Annotated in this window: 13 protein-coding genes; 6 read left to right on the top strand and 7 right to left on the bottom strand. The window is 36.8% G+C overall.

Going from position 1 to position 26,576, the window contains the following annotated elements; translation table 11 throughout:
- Positions 1 to 97: 97 nt before the first annotated feature.
- The 4 genes from ABJH98_RS08175 (at position 98) to ABJH98_RS08190 (ending at position 9,266) form a co-directional block, all read left to right on the top strand.
- Positions 98 to 4,153, top strand: a complete 4,056-nt coding sequence (locus ABJH98_RS08175; protein ID WP_348307163.1) for a reprolysin-like metallopeptidase — start codon at positions 98 to 100, stop codon at positions 4,151 to 4,153.
- Positions 4,154 to 4,279: 126 nt separating this feature from the next.
- Entirely contained in the window at positions 4,280 to 4,699 is a 420-nt protein-coding gene (locus ABJH98_RS08180) for a hypothetical protein (RefSeq protein ID WP_348307164.1), read from the top strand.
- Positions 4,700 to 4,843: 144 nt separating this feature from the next.
- Positions 4,844 to 6,277, top strand: a complete 1,434-nt coding sequence (locus tag ABJH98_RS08185; RefSeq protein WP_348307165.1) for a hypothetical protein — start codon at positions 4,844 to 4,846, stop codon at positions 6,275 to 6,277.
- 61 nt (positions 6,278 to 6,338) lie between these two features.
- Positions 6,339 to 9,266 carry a CHAT domain-containing tetratricopeptide repeat protein gene (locus ABJH98_RS08190; RefSeq protein WP_348307166.1) on the top strand — a complete coding sequence of 976 codons (2,928 nt, stop codon included), beginning with the start codon at positions 6,339 to 6,341 and terminating at the stop codon, positions 9,264 to 9,266.
- Positions 9,267 to 9,268: 2 nt separating this feature from the next.
- On the opposite strand, the gene ABJH98_RS08195 is transcribed toward ABJH98_RS08190, so the two are convergent.
- Positions 9,269 to 10,621: a DEAD/DEAH box helicase gene (locus ABJH98_RS08195; RefSeq protein ID WP_348307167.1), complete on the bottom strand. Its 1,353-nt coding sequence runs from the start codon at positions 10,619 to 10,621 to the stop codon at positions 9,269 to 9,271.
- 154 nt (positions 10,622 to 10,775) lie between these two features.
- Here ABJH98_RS08195 and ABJH98_RS08200 point away from each other — a divergent pair, with 154 nt between their 5' ends.
- Together ABJH98_RS08200 and ABJH98_RS08205 are read left to right on the top strand one after the other, a co-directional pair.
- A complete protein-coding gene (locus ABJH98_RS08200) occupies positions 10,776 to 11,591 on the top strand; it encodes a M48 family metalloprotease (protein ID WP_348307168.1) in 816 nt (271 codons plus the stop codon).
- A gap of 119 nt (positions 11,592 to 11,710) precedes the next feature.
- The gene (locus tag ABJH98_RS08205) at positions 11,711 to 13,246 is read left to right on the top strand and encodes a GAF domain-containing protein (protein ID WP_348307169.1); all 1,536 of its coding nucleotides are present in this window, start codon (positions 11,711 to 11,713) and stop codon (positions 13,244 to 13,246) included.
- Positions 13,247 to 13,373: 127 nt separating this feature from the next.
- Here the strand turns inward: ABJH98_RS08205 and ABJH98_RS08210 are convergent, their stop codons facing one another.
- The 6 genes from ABJH98_RS08210 to ABJH98_RS08235 form a co-directional block, all read right to left on the bottom strand.
- The gene (locus tag ABJH98_RS08210; protein WP_084370440.1) at positions 13,374 to 13,565 is read right to left on the bottom strand and encodes a cold shock domain-containing protein; all 192 of its coding nucleotides are present in this window, start codon (positions 13,563 to 13,565) and stop codon (positions 13,374 to 13,376) included.
- A 57-nt stretch (positions 13,566 to 13,622) separates the two neighbouring features.
- A complete protein-coding gene (locus ABJH98_RS08215) occupies positions 13,623 to 13,850 on the bottom strand; it encodes a cold-shock protein (protein WP_348307170.1) in 228 nt (75 codons plus the stop codon).
- A gap of 194 nt (positions 13,851 to 14,044) precedes the next feature.
- Entirely contained in the window at positions 14,045 to 20,185 is a 6,141-nt protein-coding gene (locus tag ABJH98_RS08220) for a LamG-like jellyroll fold domain-containing protein (protein ID WP_348307171.1), read from the bottom strand.
- A 248-nt stretch (positions 20,186 to 20,433) separates the two neighbouring features.
- Complete coding sequence (locus tag ABJH98_RS08225; RefSeq protein ID WP_348307172.1) at positions 20,434 to 21,420, bottom strand: ChbG/HpnK family deacetylase; 987 nt, start codon at positions 21,418 to 21,420, stop codon at positions 20,434 to 20,436.
- A 58-nt stretch (positions 21,421 to 21,478) separates the two neighbouring features.
- Complete coding sequence (locus ABJH98_RS08230) at positions 21,479 to 24,523, bottom strand: two-component regulator propeller domain-containing protein (RefSeq protein WP_348307173.1); 3,045 nt, start codon at positions 24,521 to 24,523, stop codon at positions 21,479 to 21,481.
- A gap of 115 nt (positions 24,524 to 24,638) precedes the next feature.
- Positions 24,639 to 26,552 carry an OmpA family protein gene (locus ABJH98_RS08235; RefSeq protein ID WP_348307174.1) on the bottom strand — a complete coding sequence of 638 codons (1,914 nt, stop codon included), beginning with the start codon at positions 26,550 to 26,552 and terminating at the stop codon, positions 24,639 to 24,641.
- Between the last annotated feature and the right edge of the window lie 24 nt (positions 26,553 to 26,576).

A 26,576-nucleotide genomic window follows, 5' to 3' on the forward strand; every position in this document is an offset into this window, starting at 1 on the left:
ATTTCAAATAAAAGCTCAATTCAACTAAGAATGGTCATCTCCTAATACTCAACAACTATTACTAACTAATTATTCTTATTATCTAAACCTATTTAAGATGAAAAAAGCTTTACTAATGCTATTTTTTCCACTTGTCTTTGGATCTGGCTTTGCCCAGACCAAAAACAACAGCTGGACCCCCAGTAGTTCGACTGGGAGTACTCTAAATTCCAGAGTGCAAACCACTCATTCTGAAGTGTACGATCTTGATCTCGATCTACTAAAAAAGAATCTGACAAATGTTCAGAGTAGAGAGGCATCAAATGGACGTACGAATCATATGATAAGTTTTCCAACTGCAGACGGCACAATTGAGGCGTTCAGAGTTGTAGAAGCTTCAGTGATGCATCCTGACCTTGCAGCTAAATATCCTGGAATCAAATCATATGCTGGACAAGGCATAGATGATCCAAGTGCAACAATCAGATTCAGTTTATCTGACCAAAAAGGATTTCATGGAATGATCCTATCGGGCACTAAAGGGTTGAGCTATATCGATCCAAACACTGAAGATTTAAAAAGCTACAGAGTCTATGCCCGAAAGGATATAGACAATCTTGTTTCGGAATTTCAGTGTATGACTGATGAAGAAGTGGATTTGCCTTCATTAATGAATGACGGACAAAACTCGGCTCAGCGATCTACTGATGACAAAAAGCTAAGAAAATATAGACTAGCTATGTCATGTACCGCAGAGTATGGAAATATCTTCGCTGGATCTGGTACAGATGCACAAAAGATTGCCAATATTTTGGCTCAGATGAACATTACCATGACTAGAGTGAATGGTGTTTATGAGCGTGATTTGGCCATTACTATGGAATTGATTCCTAACAATGATGACATTATGTATTTCGGCAGCACAAGTTCGGATCCTTGGACCAACGAATACAACAGCAAGACTCAACAGGTCATTGATGCTGCTATCGGAGATAGTAACTACGATATCGGTCACAACTTCAATACAACTGGTGGTGGAAATGCAGGATGCATCGGTTGTGTATGTACTAGTGGAAGCAAAGGAAGTGGTTACACAGGTCGATCTGATCCTACGGGAGACCCTTTTGACATTGATTATGTAGCTCATGAAATAGGCCATCAGTTCGGTGGATATCATACCCAAAGTAACTCAAGCTGTAGAAGCGGAAGTGGTGCTACTGAAGTGGAACCAGGTAGTGGTAGCTCGATAATGGGTTATGCAGGTATCTGTTCTGCCAATGTTCAGAGCAATAGCGATGCATACTTTAATTACGTGAATATCAGAGATATATCATCTAATGTTCAAACTGGAACTAGCTCTACATGTGCTCAAATCACTAATATCTCAAACAATCCTCCGACTGCCAACGCCGGAGCAAATTATTCAATCCCTAAATCGACCCCATTTATCTTGAGAGGCCAAGGTTCTGATCCTGATGGCGATGCGATAACTTATACTTGGGAGCAAAATGACCCAGAGAATCCAAATTCAAATTCTGCACCTAGTTCTACTAGGACTTCTGGACCAATGTTTAGATCAAAAGAAGGCACAACTTCTCCTGATAGATACATGCCTCAGATTTCTGATGTAGTGGCAGGCAACCTTACTCCTACTTGGGAAGTGGTTCCTTCAGTAGCCAGAAACATGGAATTTGCTCTCACCGTGCGAGATAACAAAGCTGGTGGCGGACAAACTGATGATGATTTGATGTCGGTTTCAGTTGTAAATGTCACTCCATTCACTATGTCGAGTCCAAATACAAATGTGACTTGGAATGTAGGACAAACAGAAACGGTAACCTGGAACGTGGGATCTACTAATTCATCTCCTATCAACTGTGCGAATGTTAATATTCTATTGTCAACAGATGGTGGATACACCTATCCTGTTACTTTGTTGTCTAACACAGCAAATGATGGTTCTGCAAACATTACTGTACCAAGTAATATCTCCTCTTCATGTAGAGTCATGGTGGCTGCGGCTGACAATATTTTCTATGATATTTCCAACACCAATTTCTCCATTGAAGGTGCTGTTGCATGTAATGCCACTGTACCAACAGGTTTGGCTGCATCTAGTGTAGGTTCTACTACAGCGAATCTCAATTGGAATTCAGTAGCAGGTGCTTCATACCAAGTAAGACATCGTGCAACTGGTACGTCATCATGGACTACAACATCAATTGGTGGCAATAGTCTATCACTTTCTGGCTTATCAATTCTTACTGAGTACGAAGCTCAGGTAAGAAGCGTATGTACGAGTTCAAACTCTAGCTACAGTTCTTCAGTTGTGTTTACTACCACAGAAGTTCAATTGAATTATTGTTCATCAAACGGCAATAACACCAGTGATGAATACATTGGGAGAGTTCAGCTAGGTAGTATTGATAATAGCACCGGAGCTGGATCGGGCGGATATGCTGATCACACCAACTTGAGTACCAGTTTAATAATTGGAGATGCAAACACCATCACCATCACTCCTACCTGGACGGGCACCATATACAATGAAGGTTATGCAGTTTGGATTGATTACAACAAAGATGGAGACTTTACTGATTCTGGCGAACAAGTTTGGTCAGCCTCAGCTTCTAAAACTACACCTGTAGGTGGTTCATTTACTGTGCCATCATCTGCTGCTGTTGGAGACACAAGATTGAGGGTTTCTATGAAGTATAATGGCGTCCCAACTAGCTGTGAGTCATTTGATTACGGTGAGGTAGAAGATTATACAGTAAATATTCAAAATGCAACTGCAGATACCGAAGCACCAAGTGTACCATCTGGATTGACAGCATCGAATATCACTGAAAATTCAATGGACTTTTCATGGAGCGCATCTACAGATAATGTAGGTGTTACAGGTTACAATGTATATCTGAATGGAAGTTTAGACGGTACTACAACTGGTACTTCTTATGCATTCTCTGGATTGTCTGCAGGTACAAGTTATACTCTTGCTGTAAGCGCAGTAGACGCAGCTGCTAATGAATCTGCTAGTGGAAGTGTTAATGCAAGTACTTTGGATCCAGTTTCAGGATGTACAGGTGGAATTTCTTCTTTTCCATACGCTCAAGGGTTTGAAAGTGGAATTGGAGCATGGACACAAAGTTCGACTGACGATATTGATTGGTCAGTAGATGCAAATGGTACACCATCAAGTAATACAGGACCATCTTCAGCCACAGAAGGTTCGAATTACCTGTACGTAGAATCTTCTGGAAATGGAACAGGATTTCCAAATAAGGTTGCAATCATCAATAGCCCTTGTTTTGATCTGTCAGCTGAATCCGCAGCTACGTTTAGTTTCTCTTATCACATGTATGGCGGAACGATGGGCAGTCTCAATTTACAAGCCAGCGTAGATGGGAGCTCTTGGTCTTCACTTTGGAGTCTATCAGGCAACCAAGGCAACGCGTGGTCAAACACTTCTATCGATATGGCGGCATATGTAGGTGGATCTGTTCAACTTAGATTTGTTGGAACTACTAACTCAAGTTATACTAGTGACATGGCTATCGATAAGTTGAACCTTGCTTCTGGTGCGACTGGAGGATGTACTGATGTCACTTTGACCTTAACATTAGATAACTATCCAACAGAAACTACATGGTTTGTAACTGATGATCAAGGTGGTACAGTAATGTCAGGTGGATCATATACCAATGGTGACAAAAACACCACTAAAATTGATACTAGCTGTTTGGAAGATGGATGTTATACTTTCACTATCAATGATTCGTATGGTGATGGTATTTGCTGTAGCTATGGAAATGGTTCTTATGCATTGGAAGATGCAAACAGCAACCTTCTAGCTTCAGGAGGAGCATTCACAAATTCTCAATCCACTAACTTTTGCTTAAATGAATCATCAGCAAGAGGACAATCAGTTGTAGAGAGATTTGTACCTACAAATGAACCAAGTATTTACCCGAACCCTACTAATAGTATGCTTTATGTAAATACACCAGCTGATTTAGTATCTATTCGAATATTGACAGTTAGTGGTCTTCAAATAAATAAAGTGAAAATCACGGATAGCGGCATAGACGTTTCGGATCTTAAATCAGGAGTGTATATTGTATCTGTTCTAACAGAGAAAGCGACTCTTAACACTAGATTTATTAAGAACTAACCCATATTATTTACTTTAAATAGTAAATTGAATAAAGCCTCTGGAGATCATTCCAGAGGTTTTTGTTTTTTAAAAAATATGGTATCATTATTGAATATTTTTAACAATCAAACATTCATTTCATTAATGAAAATATATCTTCTAAGTCTTATGATACTCCTCTCATTTTCAGCACAAGCTCAAAGTACGGACGTGGAAAGTATTGAATTCAAGTCCTTATCCAGAGTCTATTTCGAACATGTGACCATTACTGCTGATAGCCTGATTTTTAGATTAAAAGAAAATCATAAAAATGAAGAAGTGATTAATAAAAGGGCTATTTCAAAAAAAGAATGGAAATCCATTCTAAAGGATATAAATAGCCTCTCACTTGAATCTATTCCTAATTTGGAATCCCCAACCATGAAGCGAAGTTTTGATGGAGCTAGGCATTCAAGCCTGAAAATAATCACAACAGATACATCCTATGAACATTTGTTTGATGATGAAAACCCACACAAAATGTTGATTCCTTTACTTGAGTGTATCAAGCGAATGACTAAATAACGATTATCATTTTGTTAAAAATCACATCAAAGTCCATAATTCAAAAGCGTTACTATTAATTTTGTAGTAACTTAATAATTGCTATTGCATTCTTTTCTACAAATCATGGATTGCATTGCGAATAAAAAATAACCACTAAACTTATTGATTAATAGAAAGTTCATAGAATCCTTTTTTTTAGCTGGATCTGTTTCTGACCAAAGCAAAACTTCTGAAGAGAGAATCATTTTGTCTAATGTTCTCTTTTTGTTTGTGCCGGTAATAATTGTAGTTTCCTATATATTGGACTACAAGGAATTTATTAAACCATGGTCTGAATTTAATTTTGATCAATTCACACGGTTGATGTTTGGAGGTGCCTCACTGGTATGTTATTTCATTAACAGAAAGGGACTTTTTGTTTTCAGCAGATGGCTCTATTTAATCTCTTGGATAGCATTCTGGCTGGTATTAGATCCCGTTATCCAAGGCACTGAAGCTGATTACTATTTTCATTTTGATCTTAGTATCATAGGGTTTGCTATAGTTTCTCAAATATTATTTTCATTTAAAAAATCCCCGGTAACCTTTAGCCTTCTTCTATTATTTAGTTTGGTATGTATATTTTATCAGCAATCCTACTTGTTGTATTTCGATAATAATAGAATCGAAACTGAGAAGTTTTTGGACAACGACTACACTTATTTTACATCCATCTATTATTGGGCCATTTTTAATATTGTAATAGGCTATTTATTATATATATATGAAAAGTCTAATATTCATTTATTAAGCAACAATCTTGAGCTTGATCAATTAACTACAAATCTTGAAGAAGTTGTAAAAGAAAGGACAACTGACTTGAGAGAAAAACAAGCCGAGTTAATTGGAATTACTGAACGACTTCAAAAGAGTGAAGATAAATACCGCAAATTATTCACCAATAGTTTTGAAGGTATCGCCAGGTTGGATTTGACTAAACCCTTGGATATCAATTTACCCATCGAGCAACAGGTTGATCATTTTCTGAAGCATTTAAGAATAGTGGAATGCAATCATGTTTTTGCTGAATTATATTTACATAAAGACCCAAGTGATCTTATAGATGAAAGTCTCTCATTTATCATGGATCATGAAGAGTCTGTTCATAATCTGCTCAAAGAAATAATATCAAACAACTACCATCTTAATGGCAAGGTACTCAGCGAATCCATTCATGATTCAGAACGATGGTTTATTTGCCATGTAACCTCACAAATTGATGATAACAAACTAAGTTGGATGTGGCTGAATAAATTAGATATTACCGAAAAAAGTAAACAAGATTTAGAGCGCAAATTATTACTTCAGAATCTTGAAGAATATGCTTTTCAAACCTCCCATGAACTAAGAGGGCCGCTTTCACGCCTTTTAGGTTTAACCAGCCTTATGCAAAACAAAAAAGCATTCAAAGAAGACGAATTGCCTGAAATGTTAAAACACATCAATGATACATCTATTGAAATAGACGATGTGATTAGAATGATGAACCAAGTACTTACCAAAAGTACTTTCGAAAGTAAATTGACTAAAAGCAGATCATCAAATGGTGATAAATGACCCTAATTTCTAATTGGTGGTTTTGTGAAAATGGTTAACTTCATTGTATAATTATATCCTCATGAAGCAACCTGTAATTCTACTATCTCTCCTATTCATCACCTTTCATTCTGCCAACGCACAATTCAAGCTTGGTAAGCTCAAATTGAATGATATCGTCAGTAAAGAAAATCTTGAAGTCGCTAGTGATTTATTGGATACCGATAGTCAGGTCGAAAAACTAAAAGCAGAACAACTAACAAAGGATACCTCTTTCTACAATTACATTTTTTCCCAAGGAAACCGTGCATCATTTTTCGCCAATCGAGATAGTAAAGAAAGTGTGTTATATACGCTGGGGTCTGACTATAACGTAGATGACGAACCAATCGAACCTGAAGTATATGAAAAGATTTTTGAACTCAATCGTCAGGCTGAATTCTCGATTTATATACATCCAGAAATTGCCACTTACAACTTTCTAGAAGCAATTGGGCTTTTCACCTCTAGCCACTCGTACGCTAAAATAGCACTGGACTCTGCTATAGATATTCGCGAGCTGATTGACATGGATACGATTTCTCGAGAAGAGAAATATGCGATCGGCAAAACTATGGCCAATATAGCCATCATGATACATGCCGAAGGCAAATACAATTTATCGGAGGGATTGATGAACAATACCATTCAATATTTCAAAGAAGAAATAGGAGAAGAATCGCTTGGGCTTGCCTCCTTGTATAATAATTACGCTGTCATTGCCCAATCTCAAGGGAAGTACAGCGAATCCGAGGAGTATTTTGATAAGGCAGCTTCACTTATAATCAAACAAGAAAAAGAAAACTCATTAGCTCATGCCATTACAACTAGCAATTTGTCCTTATACTACAATGAAGTAGGACAAACTGAAGAAGCTGAAAAAATGATAGCCAAGGCTATGACGATGGCTGGAGATGAGTTGAGAGAAAAAGGCCGAGATAATGTGAGTTTTAGAATAAACCAAGGTTTGATTTATTATAGTTCTGGAAAATATGAACAGGCCGAAGATTTATTCAATGACATCCTTGAATTAAAAAGGAAAAGGATGGCTAAAAATCAAACCGACTACGCTAATGTCGAAAATTATCTAGCCGGTGTACTTATGGAGTCTGGCAAAGTAGATCAAGTACCATCCTTATTGGAGGATGCACTAAGAATTTTCGAGAAAAAATATAACAAACAGCACCCGGCTTACATCAAAACCAATCATAACCTTGGCAAATTTCAATTGTACCAAGGCAATTATAACGAGGCTTTTATCACGCTCACAGAAGTAAACAATGCTTATTTAGATTTTTTTGGTGAACACCATCCAGATTATCTAAGGTCTCTAGAAGACCTTGCCATTATCGCATGGAAACAAGGAAATTATCAAACTGCAAATCAGCTTTTCAAACAAGTAATTGATTCCAACTTGGAATTGGTTGAGAAGAATTTTGCAGCCATGAGCGAATACGAAAAAGGTCAATTTTGGGCACAGATTCGACCATCCATATTGAAGTTTTATAACTATGCCAGCTCCAGAGCTGTTGACGATCCATCGCTTCTTACAGAAATGTACAATATTCAGTTGAAGACGAAAGGAATTCTTTTTAGTGCCTCAACTCGCATGAGAGATGAGATATTAAATGGAAGTAATGAAAATTTAAAAGCACTTTATTTAGATTGGCAGCACGCTAAAGAGGATCTCCTACTCTACTATACTTATTCTAAAAACCAACTGACAGAGCTAAACATTGACTTAGAAGGAGCCGAACAAAAAGCCAACCAACTGGAAAAGCAACTAAACAAACAATCTTCATCTTTTGCAATAGCCAACAAATTGCCTTCTACTACGCTTAATGAGGTGAAATCAAAACTTGGAGCCACTGACGTTGCCATTGAAGTGATAGGATTCCCTGTTTTTGAAAACAGTTTCACAAAGAATAAAACTTATGCGTTTTTGATCGCTGACCCTAATTCAACTCATCCTCAAATTACATTGCTTGATAATGGAAATGAACTGGACGACAAATACGCCAAAGGTTATAGAAATATGGTTCGTCTTAAGATTGATAATCCAATCCTTTATGAACAATATTGGCAAGCCGTAGATCAGAAATTAGAAGGAGTTAAAAATGTTCACTTGTCATTGGATGGAATTTACTTTCAGGTTAACATCAGTGCACTAAGCAAACCAGATCAATCTTTTGTTTCGGACGGCATGAATTTCCATCTCTATTCTAGCACGCGAGATTTAGTTAGTCAAAAATCTAATTCAAAAAATAAGAAGGCTGAATTTTTCGGGTTTCCTGATTATGGAAACCAGGGCTTGCTAGCCTCCCTTCCCGGCACTAAAGCTGAAATTGAAGCAATAGGTGCCATAACTAGGTCTCAAGGTTATCAAGTCAAATCCTTCATGGAAAGGAATGCTTCTGAAGAAAATTTCAAAAAAATAGCCTCTCCATCCCTTCTGCACGTTGCTACTCATGGTTTTTTCTTACCTGAAAGTAATACCAAAGAAGAGAAAGTATTGGGAATTGAAGTCAGTCAAGCCAAGGCTAATCCATTACTAAGATCAGGATTGATGCTGGCTAATGCGGAACAGGCAATGTCCACTTCGGAAATTCAGCAATCCAACGAGGTTAATTCGGCCAATAATGGAATTCTAACTGCATATGAAGTACTCACGCTAGATTTGAAGAGTACAGAACTCGTTGTGCTAAGTGCATGCGAAACTGGTTTAGGAGAAATAAAATCTGGAGAAGGTGTATATGGTCTCCAGCGGGCATTTCAAGTAGCTGGCGCTCAATCTGTCATCATGAGTTTATGGAAAGTCAGTGATGAGGCTACAAAAAGTCTAATGACATATTTTTACAAAGAATGGATGACTGGTAAAAGTAAGAATGAAGCATTCATTTCGGCACAAAAGAAACTGCGAATGGAATTTCCAGAACCTTATTATTGGGGGGCTTTTGTGCTCTTAAATTGATACTATCTCTTTTTCTTCTTTCTGTTTTGGTTTTTATCGCCTCTGGTCTTCGGCTTTTTGTGTTTGGAAGCTAATTTCCGTTTGTAAGATCCACCAAGGTTAATCTTCTTGTTTTTCTCTTTCTTTTCGGCATCTTCAATCTCAGTTTTCTTGACTTTAGTATTTCTATTGTAATTGCTTTCAGCAATTTTAGGACGCTCCTCAGGAATTAGTTCATTGGTGATTTCAACTTCTTCGGGAAAATCCAATAGTTTGATTTGGTGATCCATCAATCCTTCAATATTCTCCTTAAGCGTTTCTTCCTTTTCGGTGTAAAACAAAACTGATTTCCCAAGTTCCTCTGCTCGTCCTGTACGTCCTATTCTATGCATGTAGTTTTCTGGATAAATAGGAACATCAAAATTGATTACATGTGAAACCTTATCCAAATCAAGACCACGTGCTATTACATCAGTTGCAATCAGAATTCTCTTACTGCCTTCATCAAACTCATCCACTGATCTCAATCGATAGTTTTGCGATTTATTCGAATGAATAATACAGACTTGAGAACCAAAATTTTCTTCTACCAATTCAAACAAACGATCTGCCAGCTTCTTATTTGAGATGAAAACTAATACCTTATGAAACTCCCCCTTGTCTTTTAGAAGATAATTGAGCAATCTGGTTTTTGTGTTGAAATTTTTTACCGCATAGCAAGTCTGCTCTATATTGTCCAAAGGTGTGCCACTGACTGCAACAGAGATTTTAGAAGGAGTGGTAAAAAAATCCTCTATCAAGGCATCTACTTCTTCAGTCATCGTGGCAGAAAACATAATATTCTGACGACGCGAAGGAAGCAATTCGAATAAATTAGTTAGCTGAACTCTAAACCCCAAATCCAACATGATATCCACTTCATCAATCACCAACTTGTAAATATCCCTTGGCTGAAGGGCACGATTGATGATCAGGTCATAGAGTCGTCCTGGAGTAGCAACTATAATATCCTGGCCTTCAAGTAAAGCTTGTTTTTGTGCTTTAATGTTAGATTCACCAAATACACCCAGAATTCTCACATTGATATATTTGGCTAAGATTTCAATTTGCTCCACCACTTGAACAACTAGTTCTCTCGTTGGAACTAGAATCAAAATTCTTGGATTTTTCTGTTTTGAAAATTTCAGTTCCTGCAGTATTGGTAGTAAATAAGCAAATGTTTTCCCAGTGCCAGTTTGAGACACACCTACCATATCCTTTCCAGATAATATCACTGGAAATGCTTCCTCTTGAATAGGAGTTGGATTCACAAAACCTAAATCTGTAATAATATTTACTAGCGGATTTTTTAACTGAAGGGAATCAAAACTTTGCATAAATGAATTCTTTCGGCAAAACTAGATATAATACGAGTGATGAAAAAGTCTCATTTTTTTAAACCTCCTCCTTTTCTTCTTTTATGTACCTTTGTGGAGTGCAATAAAACATTCGCATTGCAGTGTTAAATATTAGTTTAAAAAACCTTTACAGATGAAAGCAATCTTACAGTTATTCAGCTTGACCATAGCCATAAGCCTTGTGCTATCTTGCAGTGAAGAAAGTGGATCAGTTATCGATCAATTGACCGGCTTAACTCCTGCTAACGATGTTCAATTGGGATTATCTGTTGTAGCACAAATTGAAGCAGACCCTGTTAACTACCCCATACTGTCAGAGAGCGAATATCCAGAGGCCTATGCTTACATCCAAGATATGACAAGCAACATAGTGTCGAGTAATGATGTGAGATTCAAAGATTTATTTCATTATAGCGAGGTGAAAATCATAGATGCGGACGTTTTGAATGCATTTGCTACTCCTGGGGGCTTTATTTATGTCTATACTGGATTAATTAAATATTTGGATACAGCGGATGATTTAGCTGGTGTCATGGGACACGAAATAGCTCATGCGTCTGAAAGACATTCCAGTAGTCAAATGAAAAAACAAATGGGAATAACCTTATTAAGTCAGGTTATTCTAGGAGAAGCTAGTGCATCTCAATTGGCACAAATGGCTACTGGATTTTTTGCACTTAAGTTTAGTAGAAATGACGAAGCAGAATCTGATGAATATTCGGTCATTTATTTATCCGATACAGATTATGCCTGCAATGGTGCAGCTACATTTTTCGAAAAACTAACTTCAGAAGGACAAAGTAGTGGTCCTGAATTTTTGAGTACACACCCCTCACCCGCTTCTCGTGTCGAGGACATCAACTCCAAAGCAAATGATATCAATTGCAACACTTCAACAATCGTAGAATCTGGAATGAATTATGACCAGTTCAAAGCAAGTCTTCCTTGATAAAAACCGACGATTTCGAATACTAGCCATAGTAAAAGTTATGGATTCTCATTTTTTTTTCATTATCTTAAGTTGAACGTTTTGCACTATTTCTTTCCTAACATAACATAAAATATTTCATGCGTTGGCTACAAATGACCGACTATAAGATTCAATCCAATAAGGTGTTTTTCTCAGTCCTTATTGTTAGCACAATTGTGTCAGCTATACTTGTGGTTATTGATTTTTATATTGATTTCAAATCTGCACCCATTGAGGTCTATGCTGGTTTCTTTTTTGCAACTCTGACTATCTCTCTATTAAGCATTAAATACAATCAATCAAATTTTGTAAGATCACTTTTGCCTACACTTATCTTTCTATTGTTAGAAGGAATATTTCTCAATCAACCAAGAACTTTTAGCACGGTGGTTTATTGGTTCCCTTTTATTCCTATTCTAGCTGTATTGATGCAAGGACTTCGCGCCTCTCAAATATGGTTTGGAATTCTTTTGGTTACATATTTAGCTAATTATTTTTATGTTGATACAATACTAGGTAGCACTTATCATCTGGAATTGTCATCTAAGGCATATTTTATATCAGGTATCATTTTTCATATTGCAATATTAACATCTACTTATTTATTATATAATCTGCTTGGTAACGCTTATATATTAAGTATTGAAAAAAATACTGAACTTTCTGAACTCAAGGATACTACAGAACAAAAAAGTCTACGACTCACTGCATTTAATTCTGCACTAATAGAGCTGACGAGAAATCCAGAAGCATCCCAGACATTAGAGAAGCTATTTGAAAATGTATGCACACTAGCGCAGGACTCTCTTGAAGTAAACAGAGTTTGTATTTGGCTTTTTGATGAAAATCGGAATTCACTTAAACTAGAGTATCTGATAGAAAACGGAAAAACAATAAACAAGAATCTCAAAATTACTAGGGAAGAGTACCCTAGCTATTTCAAAGCACTTGAAACTAAGCCGTATATCATGGCTCACGACGCCATCGCACATCATGATACATTAGAATTCAAGGACAATTACTTGACTCGACATGAAATTAAATCTATGCTCGATTGCCCCATCTTATTAGATAAAAAATCAATAGGCGTTGTTTGTTGTGAACATGTAAAGGAAAAGCGGCATTGGGAAGCTCAAGATGCATTAATCACTCAATCACTGGCTGATTTTATAGCTAATCATTATAAAAATGAACAAATAAAAAGCCTCCTAAATACGCTTAAAACTCAAAATCAAGAACTTTCGCTCAATAGTAGCATGATAAAATCTATGAATATTGAGCTCAATCAACTAAATGAAAAACTCCTAGAATCAAATGAATCATTAGAATTAGCAGTGGATGAACGAACCAAAGAATTACTTATGCAAAACAACCAATTGAAAGAATATGCATTTGTAAACTCACATATGCTAAGAGCACCTCTTTCCAGTATTCTAGGTATATCCAACCTTCTTCAAATTCATAACACATCAATTGAAGATGCTGAACTCTTAAATGCGCTACACAAGTCGACCAAAAATCTTGATGAAATCATCAGAAAAATCAGCTCAACTCTTGAGGACGGCAGTAGCCTAACCAGAAATGACATAGATTTCATTATCAACAAGCACTTTAAGGAAACAGGAGTTGAGTAGAAGTTTGAGATCTTGTTTCAGTTCCAAGTAGTTTTGAAATCACATTCTCTTTTATTAAAAAAGGCACAAAAAAAGCGAGTTCAAATTGAACTCGCTTGACTTTCTTGTATGATATCAAAAGAAAGGATTAACCCAGAACCTTTACGTTTACTGCGTTGATACCTTTTTTACCTCTTTCGGTGTCAAATTCAACTTCGTCGTTTTCTCTGATTTCATCCACTAGACCTGAAGTGTGTACAAAAATGTCGTCTCCTCCATCTGATGGCTTAATGAAACCAAATCCTTTGGCGTCATTGAAAAATTTTACTGTTCCTTGCATTGTTTATTAAATTATTAAAAAAAATTCTTTGTTTAAGTTCTTATTAATTTAGAAGAGTTATTCTTTGTCAACCTCTTTCTTGTCGGCTTTCTTTTCAACTTTAGGCTCTGGTGGTTCAGATAAAATATTTCCAAACTCATCTACATACGCCATCATGTCTGACAACTCTCCTCCTTTATTGTTATTTTCTTGTCTTTCCTTTCGTCGCTCCTCTTTTTCCTTCTTCTTTAGCATTTTTTTCTTGGCCTTCTGATTCTTGATGAAGCTATTCTGGGATTTTGACATATCGTATATTTAAATTTTAATATTGAGTACTTTACTCAATTATGGAAAAATAAAAACCTCAACTGATAAGCCTAAATATTGTGTAGAAAGGACAAAAGCGGAATGGATCTTATGGATTCCAGCGACAAAGGTAGTTCTTTAATTTGTAAATAGTTCTATCATTCTTATTTATCAGAAACAACTTATTTTTTCACTCAGTTATTAATTTCGACGAAAAAGGAATTCACCCTCTCGTTCATTGTTAATTTCAATATGTAATAACCTGATTTTAGACTTTCTGTATTTATAGAGACCCCTTTGGCATCGGAAATATAGGATACATTGTATTGCTTTCCAGATATACCGAAAAGTCCGATTTTTATTTGTTGATCCTCTGAATTACTATTTTCAAACTTAACATTTAGTATGTTTTTGGCAGGATTTGGATAAACGATCCAACTTCCAATTGAATAATTATTTTCAATTTTAATAATATCCGAATAGGAAAAAGCACCGTCCATATCAACCTGTTTCAATCTATAATAATTTATTCCATAATTTGGTTGATGATCAGTCCATTTATAATCAATCTGCTGATTCGATTCACCCTGTCCTGAAACAAGTCGTAGCTCTTTAAATGACTCACCATCCGAACTTCTTTCTATGCTGAAATAACTATTATTAGACTCACTAATCGTTCTCCATTCCAAATCAACTTTGTTTTCGGAGGTATATCCTTTAAAATAAACTAACTCAATAGGTAATGCCCAATTTGGATGTCCGGGCTTAAAGAAAGGAACAAAGGACGAAAAACTTTCAACACTCAGTGTAAATTGATAATCTGTATCATTGAAAAATTCACCTCTACTTTGAATAAGTTCCTTACTACTCCCTTCTTCAAAAGGATTTAGATCATTTATACCTCCATGTTTGGTGAAATTAATACTGTCCTGTACAAAATCTGCCAAGACATCTGGATCGTATCCATCATTATCCAATTTAGTCCAAAGGTCTTGAGGTTCAGAAGCCAATGAGTAAAATCGGATATAAACCGGGTAATCGCCAGATGGCTGAAATGAAGGATTTATCCACCAATTTCTATTCATGACATATTCTTGAACAGATCCAAAAGTTCTATTTCTAATTTCAGATTCACCGTCCAAAACTCTTACTGCCCAACAGGTTTCTCCTAAATTATTTCCAACAGGGTTTATTGAAAAAACCAAATTATTGAGATTATCAGTTACATCGATCCACTGATAGCCGTTAATTGTTTCACAATTCGGATTTGATGCTTGATAATCTGCCTGAAGACTTCTAATGTTAGTAATATCAGACTGCACAGTAGGACTTTTTGGATTAAATGGATCTGTCATACTCACCACTTCGATATAGTCTGGTATTCCATCTTCATCGGTATCTGTCGTCAGTTCTATGGGAGATTCAGCACCAGACTCAATCAATAAGCTCTCCAACGCATCACTAATAATGGGCACAGAACCCTCTTCTGATCCGGTACCATCATTTGTATCATTTAGTGCTCCACCTCCAGCAAGCGGGATCTCTGAATCACCTGGATCATATCCATTAAGCACTTCATAATAATCTGGAATGCCGTCACCATCTGTATCTGTGCTGGAGTCAGGGTCAGCTGCCCCTCCTTCCGCAGATACAAGGCTCTCTAATCCGTCACTTAATCCATCACCATCAGAGTCATCGCTTCCATTGGAAGTAGGAGAATCTTCATCAAAAGGATTAGTTCCATCACGTACCTCTCGCCAGTCTGATATTCCATCTCCATCCGAGTCGGTATTTCGCGTAATCGGAGCAACCGCACCTTGATCAATTAAAATATGTTCTAGACCACTACTAATTCTACCTATTGATAATGATAGGGTTGTTTCCAAAGGTCCGTTAGCATCATCAACATCAGTGGGTGGAGATCCAGCCCCACCAACAGAAGGGCTATTTCCATCATTGTAATCAGTACCATTAGCCAATTCATAATAATTTGGGATACCATCTAAATCTGTATCACTTGATATATCAATTCCAGTAGCTAGACCAAAATGTGTTGCTCCTGAAAAATCAACGTTTTGAATTGTGACAATTTCAGAGCTAAAAGAATTTGCAGCAATAATGTCTAATACACCATCTGTAAAGTCATCGTTGTTATCTAATATCAATGCAAAATCAACTACATCATATCCTGTATTATCTACTGATGAAACATCAATACTTACTGAAACAGTACCGACATCATTTTCTTCATCTACCCCCCATTTACGAGTCACTCTTTCTGTTACAGATGGAGGAAGCCCAGCGCTGATGTATGTTAAAGCACCATCATCATCTCCAAGCAACAAATAATCCAAGTTGTTTAAGGAAGAGGCGTCACTAATCACAATCACACCACTCCCATTTATGCTTTGACTTACGTCAATATAAAGTCCCTGATCATTATTTGCTCCAATACCACGTATGCGATTTTCATAGCCCGTTCGATTATAAATTGATGTCCCATTGTTGTAAGTGTAGTCACTTACAGATACATCTAAATCAATTCCATATTTTAAAGCATAATAGGTTTCTATATCTCTTCGTTCGGTATTGGAAATTGCTGTACTCCAAAAACCTATTTCTACCAAATCACCGTCGAAACCAGAAGACCCATCTGGTGCAGCTCCAAGTCCAAGTCCCCCGCTGCCACCTGCCAAGGTTCCAGCATTAGAAGTACCATCACTACTATTACCATTGATATATATATGATTGTTTGTTGCTGCATTGGATTGGTAGGTGATAATTTGAAATTCTGAAGGCGTCACTACATCTGTAGTACCTGTTGCTTGTTCACTTGATCCAGCATCTACAAAGGTCATAGAAGCATTGCTGCCGTTCAAACCAAAACCTGCTCTATTCGTACTGGAAGTTTCCCAAACTGCTAAAAAAGTACCTGCATCTGGTTTTACCACTGCCATAACGGTATTGTCGGTAGTTCCAAAAATTGTTGTGCCCGTAATTGCACCGTTTGATTCCAGATAAGTGGACCCATCAAAAGAGATATAATCATACCCATTATATGTAGCTAGCTGAGGTGGTGAACCATCTACATCCTCCAATGCACTCAAACCAGCACCTGACACTTGATTGTCCCACTGTGTGACATCACTACCACTAGTGGCCACGCCATTATCAGCAGTAATCCACAAGGTACCATTACTGATACCAATTGCGCCGGTAGGCAGAGGTGGTAAGGCGATGCTGAAGTAGTCATTATTTGAAAAAGTGACATTTTCAAATATGATGGTATCTCCAGAAAAACTGCTTCCCGCGATTTCTGTTACAACAGTAGAAAAATCGTCACTATTATTGATCAGCAACGTGTATAACGAGGGTGCCCTATTGAGCTGAGAAAAGTTTACAACCCCTGTTAAGTAAGCCTTCACTGTAACTGCTTCTGGTGTACCCGTTACATCTACTTGCCACTCTGCGGCCAAACGTGTACTATAGTTGGATGGAAGCTCTGTAGTTTGAGTTAGAGATTTGTCACTGCCATCATTGCCCCAAATCAAGTATTCGCCAGACTCCATACCTAAACTAGCAGATACCTTGACCACTGATCCAGAATGAGTGCTTTGGGAAGTAAGTTGGAGCAAACCATGATCTAAATTATAACCGATACCAGCAATATCATTCGCATAGGTAGAATTATCATAAATCGTCATGCCATTAGCAGTATATCCTTCTCCAGAAATATCTAACGAAACACCATATTTAATCGCTAGGTAACTCTCAACATCCCGATGATCTGCATCTGAAAGCCTCGTATTAAAGCTAATCACTTCTGAGATTTTACCATCGTATCCATCAGTTCCTAGAAAGTTATCTCCTAACCTGAAATATGAATTAGTTCTATTGGCAAATGTTCCTCCTTCGCCATTATCCAATCCTATTCCATCCACTAATATATCCTGTCCATTTGCTCCAATATTGTTTCTAGAATTGAGCATAATCACAGGATTGTCGATACTTGCACTTCCATCTACATAACCTGATCGGTAATCATTTACTGCATGACCAATTAAAGTGTCGGCTCCTTGTACACCAAGATACATCCCACCATAGGCTCCATTTTGTAGGCCAAGCACATAACCATTAGAAGCCCCTCCAGCAATAGCTGCATCTGGTTTCAAAATCATAAAATACTCTTGTGTATTAAAACCAGCAATACCATCGAGAAAATCATCGGAAAAATCAATGGCGTCATTATTGTTGATTTCTGAGTCAACTAGACTGGGCTTTTCATTACTATCACCTTGATCGGCATCATTCCCACTACCACTGACATCTTTCCAAGAAGTAACTAAACTACCATCTGTTTCAAGACCTTCATCTGGGCGCAACCACAAGGAAAGACCTCCAGAAACACCTGCTGGAGCAATGGTCTGGACATCGCCACCTAAAGTAAAATAATCACCATCGGAAAAATCCACATTATTAAATGTCAGAATATCTCGTCCGCCCAGATCAGTTACATTACCCCCTATGATTAAGGTGGTTACTGCCTCGTCAGACAAGTCTGTTGGAATAGTAGCAGTGGATGGTGCAATAAGCAAATTGAGTGTAGTGTTAGCTTTATCAACAGCCAAGTTGGTAATGTCAAAATTTAAAGTAACTGTACCTACATCTCCTGTTTCTTTCACTTTCCAAATCCTTTCCAGCCGTTCTGTAATTCCTAAAATGATATCGTCAGTTGTAAATGAATTGGCATTATCATCATTGCCCCAAATCAGATATTCACCATCATCTAAATCGTCAGCATTTTCAATATTTACAATGGTGGCATCATTAACACTTTGACTACTGGTTTGGTTTAATTCCTGTGCAGATTCATCCTTACCTATTCCTGCTACATCATGATGATAGCCTTGATATTCAGCATTTGTGGTACCTGGCCAAATGAGTGTACTTCCGTTAATTTGATAATCAAAATTAGTAGTAGCACTCAATGGGTCTGAGTCCAAAGTAATCCCATACTTTATTCCCAAATACGTGAAAATATCTTGCTGATCACTATCTGATAATCTGCCTGAGTAACTGATAACTTCTCCAATACTTCCTTGGAAATCATCTACTATATCAAAAGCATATCCTAAGATGTATGGCTGATTGCTAAATCCAGACCAAGTTCCTGATTCTATATTGCTCACGGATTCACCATTGATAAATATATCCTGTCCATCACTCGTTGCATTAAGTCTATCATTGATAATCATAGGGTTGGCCAAAACTACCTCACCAGACAAATCTTGAAATGCAGATCTATACCCCCCACTTGTTGACTCCGTATGAGTGACGAGTTCATCAGCAAAATCGACGGTGGCAGCTCCAAGCTCTAAACTACCTACATCTCCAGGTTGATAGCCCAAAATATCTCCTGTTTCTGCAGATGAACTACTGATAAAATCGGGATCCACCACTACAAAAATTTCATTAGTATAGATGCCAGCAGCACCCTCAATATGGCTATTATCAAAGTTTATAACAGGATTGTCATTAATCATTTGACCATTGGATATTGGTCGATCGGCGCTAGTTTCTTCATACGCGTGATTGTCATTTCCACTTTCATCTGCCCATACTGCCAATTCATTATCATCTAATAGAATTCTAGAATTGGCCTTGAGCCAAAGAGATAAATTAGTAGGAACATTACCAGGTGTGCCGTCATGACTAGAATAACTTAGAATGGTAAAATTATCGAACCCAACTCCAACACCATAGGTTTCAGGATCTACAGCAATAAAATAAGATCCAGATGCGAACCTTACTCTAAACATAGCTTGACTATTATTCTCCAATGAAGCTGGTAAAGGTACTGATGCAGTAATCCAACCACTACTGTTGCCAGCCCATCCGATTGAGCCTAATGCATCTCCTTGTAAATTTGAATTGTTAAACCAATTAATACCAGCGTTTATATCACCTAAAACATCCCAATTGCCCCCTGCATCAGAAGAATATTCAACTGTAAATCCATCATCATCATTGCCTAATCCACCAGAAACATCTGTATTAAAACTGATATCCAATTGTAGTACCAATCCATAATACCCTGTTAGATCTATTGCCCGGGTCGAAGTTATACTCACACTTTCTCCATAATCATCAAAACTGGTAGGATGAAGATAGTTACCATCTGAGGCTCCAAGAGCTGCATCAGCATCACGTGTCCAATTGGCAGTAGACCAACCATCAGCATCAGTCTCAAAACCAGCAGAAAATACTGTGATTTGAGATATCGAAATTGAACATAAGAAAATTTGAAATGCGCAGCATAAAACAATCCTTTTCATATAAAATAGAGTTAGAGTTAGGATATTGACTAAACATCCAAATCAATTAATCTCAAATGCTGTAAAAGGTGTTTTTGCTTCTATATTAAATGGTTTCTCAAGCCATCATCATAATGATAGGTATAATAAAAAGGATTTACAATCATATGAATTTTTATATGCATAAAATAGGCATGATCACCTAGATTGTATATTGGTAGTTATACCTAGAAAACATAGGGCTCTTGTTAAATATCTATTATTTTTTTTTAAAGATTGTTCCAAGAATGGAAAGACACAAGTGATGAAAGGTCAAAATTTAATAAGGCCCGTTGTTCAGACATTCTACTGTCGAAATATCCAGAATCTATGCCAGTGTATTTTGATTTAGAAAATTTAGTTTGATCACAATACTCATCCAATTTGGAGTAATTGTCATCAATCAAATGAAAAACATATTCCATGATTTCATCTTCTGGCGCATCCACGCTTAATTCCTCTCGAAGTGATAGGTTTTTCTCATCTGCAAAGGAATCTATTTCCTTATTATTCAGATTGTTAGTTGGTAAGGCCAACGGTCCATAATGAACAGTATTCAAGGCAATTGGCATTTTTGGCAAACTATTGTAATTCGCAAGAAAAGACCTCATACTACGTGAATGTGCCAATATTGCCTGCCGATTTTCCTTACTCATATTATCAAACATTCTCAGAACAACCATAGAAATGTAGAGGTCATTCATGGCTTTCGGAATATTGATGGGAGAACGAACGGTCAAGTTATTTTCATTGGCGACTTTAAAAAACACATCATGAAAATCTTCAAAGAAGAAGAGTGTATTATGGTGGCAACTTAAATTTGAAATTGGAATATTATACTTGTTAAATTGTTCCACCTGCTTACTCAATTCATAATGCAGATCATCAAGCTCACGATCGGAATGCCTGGATCGCCGCATTTGGGTATACTTTTTAAAATACTTTCCTTTCCGAAAACTAAAGGTCCCTCTCCTAGTTAACAATCCAATTTTTCTACCAGAAACAGGCTTGCCAGAGGAAATGGTGAGATGACAGCCAATTTCAAATGTTTTACCTGCACATCTATCTTGTAGCTCCTTTATTTTATATTCAAATTTTTCATGGTTTGAAAATGAAGCAACTGAATTAATTTTGCCGGCATTGACTGCCTTGATGATCCCTTCATCAATAGCAGGGATAGCTCCATAGTCGTCGGCTGTGAATATCACTTTATTCATAGATATGGCTAGTTTTAACTTTAGTCAAATCAATTATTTGAATCAGTATTAAGTTAAATTATTTTTCACGTAATGCCGCTAAATTCCTTAGGGTAATTTCGAATGTGCTTCCTTCATTCTTTTTTGAATGAATTTCTATGGTTCCTTGAATTTTCTCAAGTGTTTCTTCTACAATGTATAGTCCCAAGCCAGATCCTTCACTAGCTGTAGTTGCCCTATAAAACATATTAAAAACTTTGGATTGATCTTTTTGTGCGATCCCTGGCCCATTATCCGAAACTTTTATTTTCACATCCTTTTTTATATTCACTACCTCTATATCTACTTTTGGTTCTTCCACTTTATCTGGTGTGTGATGTTTAAATGCATTAGTTATAATATTGCTGAGCACTACTTTTAGCCTTTTTGAATCACTATAGAATCCACCATTTAATTCATATTTGACTTCACAATTAATGGCACTAAAATTTTTGGTGTGACTGATATCTGCCAAAATATTGGAAATCATCGTATCAAAATCAACTTCATTAACTTCTATTCCTAATCTGGCATTTCTTGAATAATCCACAATGTCTTGAATGAAATCATCCAGCCGATTTACACTTTTTTCAACATGGTCAAAATACTCATATTGTTTTGTGGTATCACCCATTCTAGCCAAATTTATCAGACCCAAAATCGAAGCGAGCGGAGATCTAATTTCGTGAGACGCACTATAGACAAACCGATCTAACTCTGCATTGACTTTTTTGAGTTCTATGTTTTGTCGATTGATGAAGGAGATTCTCCATTTATAGATGATCAAGAACGCACCAATCATGGCAATGACTATCATGACGTAAAACCATATTGTTTGATAGAAAAAAGGTTTTAATTGAAATGAAAAACTAGCTGCATCGCTATTCCAAACATTTCTTTCATTAGCTCCGATTACTTTAAATGTATATTTACCAGGTGGTAAATTGGTATATTCAACTCTCCCATCATAGACCGGACTACTCCATTCCTTTTCGAAGCCTTCGAGTTTATATTTGAATTGATTTCGTTCTGGTGCCGAATAACTAAGTACAGCAAATTCGAATACGTATCGTAACGCCCCTGCCTCTATTACTGAAAAATCCTGACTAACATCCAATCGATTATTATCTACTGTCACGTTTCTAATACATAATTTAGGTTGTAATGCATCCATCCTCTGTCTTGAAGGGTCTATTTCGCAAACGCCTCCTAAAGTAGGTACCATTATTTTTCCGTCTGATGTTAATAATGAACGAGTAGCTCCTGTACACTCTTTATTATTCATTCCATTATTTTCATCTAGTAATATATAAGGCAGCTCCTTTATTTCTCCTTTTTGATATTGATTCCATTTGGTCTTCTCAATATGTAATATTCCTAAATTGGTTGTCACCCAGAAATTTCCATCTGCATCTTCAACTAAATCAAAATAAGTTTTACTCCTTTGGTCCGACACCATTTCAACGAGATTAAAAGAACCATTCTTAAAATGAAACAAACCAACATTGGCAGTTATTAATGCTTCAGTATCTGAAACTAAATCAATATTGAATAATAAATACCCAGCATCATCTGTCTTGAGGTGATGAGTAATTGTTTCTCCAGAAGGTTTTAAAATAGTCATGCCCCCACTATGTGTCCCAATATACAAATCGCCATTGCCCGACTCTGTTACACTCAAAATAAAATTGGACTCTAACTTATTCTCATTACCTAATATTTCTTTTATCTCATCATTCACAAACTTAACCAACCCCCCAGATCTTGATCCAAACCAAAAATTTCCATTTCGATCTTTTAGAACTGTTCGGAAATTGTTTGCTGGCATTCCGTTAGCGGTAGAGTAAAGGATTTCTTTATTTCCGTTTTTATAAATCATGCCAGCATAAGTGGCCAACCAAAACGAACCATCTTGATCATGGTAGATATCACGAACGCCATTGCCATTGAGATCTGTTATTATTTCTAATTGCTCAAATGTCTGTCCGTCATAAACATCCAAGTGATTCTGGTCCGTGCCAATGTACAAATTTCCGTTCCATGATTCATGCACTATATTGACTCTTTCACTTGAAATATCAGGATGCGAAAAATTATTCAATCCACTTTCTTTTAATCGCATCAGACCTGATCTACTCGAAGTCAACCAAATACTATTTTCATGGTCTTTTATAATCGAACTTATCCTAACGAGATCTATCCCACTTTTGCCATAGACCCAATCCACTTGTTGATCATCCGAAGACCATCTGGCCAAACCATTTTCAGTTCCGGCCCAGACAGAATTCCATTCATCAACGAATAGAAAATTTATATACACATTACTTAAACCAGCCACAGCATTTAACTGGCCTGTTTGATCTACAAACTGCAATCCACGTGTAGTTGCAACCATCAATTTGCCATCATTGGTACAGGCTAGACTTTCGACATAATCATCAAAAAGTCCATTTTCTGTAGTATAATGCTTTTCTAATTTTTCATTTTTAAGACAAAATAATCCTTGGCCTTCTGTTGCTATCCAAAGTTTGCCTTCCTTATCTTCCTTGATGTTACTAATGGTACTCTTATTTAGCTTAGGAATATCTAATTTTGAAGCAATTCCGTTTTTCCATTTGAAAACACCTTCATTATTACTTCCTACATATAATACACCTGATTTACTGGGTAATAATGCTGGTACAGATTTGGGTAAAGGTCCCGATGACACTTCAAGTTCTGAAAATTGGCTATTGTTATATTTGATAATACCACTTCCTTGAGAACCCAAGTAGAGCACAGCATTTTCGTCTTCAACAATAGCATAAAATCCATCTGTTTCTAAAATGGGTAAATTATTAATATCATATACTTCGATACGTTCACCATCAAAAATCATCACTCCATTAAAAGAGGTGATCCAGAGTAAACCTTGACTATCCTGAAATACTTGTGTGAGATTGTTAGAGGACAGACCATCCTCAGCGGTCCATTGTGATAAGCTAATGTTTTGAATAGAGTTCTTTGGGTCAAAACTACTACCCTGTCCCTTTGCTAATATTGGAATAATAAAAATAAAGGCTAATAAAACAGGAAGTAATCTCATGAAGACTTTTATAGATAACTAAAAACGTAGATTTCACTTTCACAAAAGATAAATTAAAAACTCTTCATTTAAAAGCACCTACATTTTTAGTTATTATTAAAATTTATTTTAGTTGTTAGAATTCAACTATGACAAATTCTGTTCTTCGGTTAGCTTTTCGACCCTCAGCAGTACTATTATCTTCAAGCGGTATAGATTCACCGTAGCCTTTGGCCTGTAATCGAGTTTCTTCAATCCCAGCCAATACCAAATATTTTACCACTGCAGCCGCTCTTGCTTGTGAAAGTCTCTGGTTGGTTTCTTCAGACCCAAGGTTATCAGTATGGCCTCCAACTTCAATGACCATTGTACCATTCTGTTGCATCAATTCTACTGCCTTATTCAATTCAACATAACTGATTGGCTTCAATTCTGCCCTGCCCGATTCAAAGAAAATATTATTGAGTACCACTTTGGTGCCTTTTTCAATTGGTTCCAAATCTATATTCTTTGTGATCTCCTGATAGGTAGTATCCTTTGGTAAATCAAAACTTTGAGAATAGAAGAAATAACCGTCTTTACTGGCTGAAACACTGTAATTTCTTCCAGCTGGCAACACAACTAAATATTCACCACTTTCCGAATTACTTTTATTGATAGCAATCAATTCGCCAGTATCAATATCTTCTATCATTACCAATGCACCCAAAGGCGCTGCTGTACTAGCATTAGCCACGATTCCTTCGATTACAGCTGTTGGCTTTGGTTTTAAGTAATCTGGTAATTCAGTTTCATAAATATTATAATTGTCGCCATTTCTTGACGAAGAAAAGTAGGCTTCTCCAGATCCGGAAATACTGAAGTTTTTATCCTCTCCTGATGAATTGATCGGTGCCCCTAAATTGATTGGCTTGGCCCATTTTCCGTTTTCAAAAACACTATAGAAAATATCCGCTCCACCATATCCTGGATGTCCACTGGTTGCATAATACAAAGTTTTGCCATCTGCGGCTAAAAATGGACTGTTATCACTTAAAGGTGTGTTAATTGTACTCCCCAAGTTTTGAGGGATACCCCAATCTCCTAAATGATTAAGTTCAGTCATGTACAAGTCTGCACCGCCATAACCACCATCTCTGGAAGAGGTGAAAATAATTCGAGTTCCATCCGAACTTATAGTTGGTTGAGATTCCCAATCCTCACTATTTACCACATTCCCCATGTTTACAGGCTCTGACCATTTGGTCCCGTCCAATGTAGTAATGTATAAGTCACAATTCCCGACGCTTTCTTTGCCCCCGCAACGTACATATACCATGGTTTGACCATCTCCAGTAAATGCAGACCCAAAGTCATCATTGATTGAATTAATAGGCTCTGGCAACATTACAGGCATACTCCATGCGTCATTTTTAAGATTTGAGACATAGATGTCCTCACCATAGTGATTGGCTCTGGAGCTATCTTGGATGTTATCAAATCCACCTTGCCTTACACTTGTAAAATAGAGTCTCGTGCCCATAGGGTTTACCTGAGGTGCATAATCATTAGAAGTACTATTTAATTGAGTCACTAAGCTAGGATCTGAGGTAGTATTTGGCTGATCTCTGATTTCGCTACTTTTTTGAGCATAAACTAATCTGTTTTTAGCTTCATGTCTCTTTAAAGTGTTTTTAGGTGTATCAGGATATTGCTCTAAAAACTTCTCATAGTATCTTTCCGCTCTGGACAACCTATTCAATTCGATAAATACCTCTCCTCCTTCAAAATATTGGGCTGGATTGTAATCAGGATTTACAGCTCTTAGTTTCTCAAATGCAATGGAGGACTGTTCAGGTTGATTGTTTCTTTTAAATGACATGGCTAAGTAAAACCATGCTTTGTCTGATCGACTGTTATATTTTAGTGCCTCGTTGAATTTCTCAATGGCCTCATCATATCTAGAATGTTTAAAATACTTGCCTCCTTCTTTAAAAGCCTCAGCATAATTTTGGGCCTTAGAATGAAAGATAAATACACAACTTAAAATAATAATACAGAATATTCTCATAGTGATAATTGGTTGATGCTACTG

It is taken from the genome of Reichenbachiella sp. (assembly GCF_039969095.1).
Classification (GTDB): Bacteria; Bacteroidota; Bacteroidia; order Cytophagales; family Cyclobacteriaceae; genus Reichenbachiella.